Genomic DNA, 353 nt, shown 5'->3' with positions numbered 1-353 from the left:
TGACCAGAGCCACCCGCCGCACGCTGGCCGAGAAATTTCAGCAGGAAGCAAACGTGACCTTCCCGCCGGAACTGGTGGCGATGGTGGATAATCTGGAWGCGGAACTACGGCGCGGGGAACTCAGCGAAGCCAGCCGGACGTGGCTGGCACAGTGCGGCCTGACGCCGGARCAGATGAAAAATCAGCTGGAGCCGGAATACACGCCGGARCGCAAAATYYACCTGTAYCACTGCGACCMMCGGGGMCTGCCGCTGGCGCTGATTGACRTTAACGGGGCCATTGCGTGGCGCGCAGARWKTGATGAATGGGGGAATATGCTGCGGGAAGATAATCCGCATAACCTGGAACAGCTC

1 protein-coding gene is annotated in these 353 nt (G+C 60.6%); it reads left to right on the top strand.

Going from position 1 to position 353, the window contains the following annotated elements; genetic code table 11:
• Positions 1-353 (top strand): RHS domain-containing protein (locus tag JTI98_RS21195; RefSeq protein WP_252869580.1); only part of this gene is annotated, 353 nt, incomplete at both ends.

It is taken from the genome of Citrobacter sp. MGH 55 (genome assembly GCF_016906145.1).
Taxonomy (GTDB): Bacteria; Pseudomonadota; Gammaproteobacteria; order Enterobacterales; family Enterobacteriaceae; genus Citrobacter_A; species Citrobacter_A amalonaticus.
This window is presented reverse-complemented; position numbering and strand designations above follow the sequence as displayed.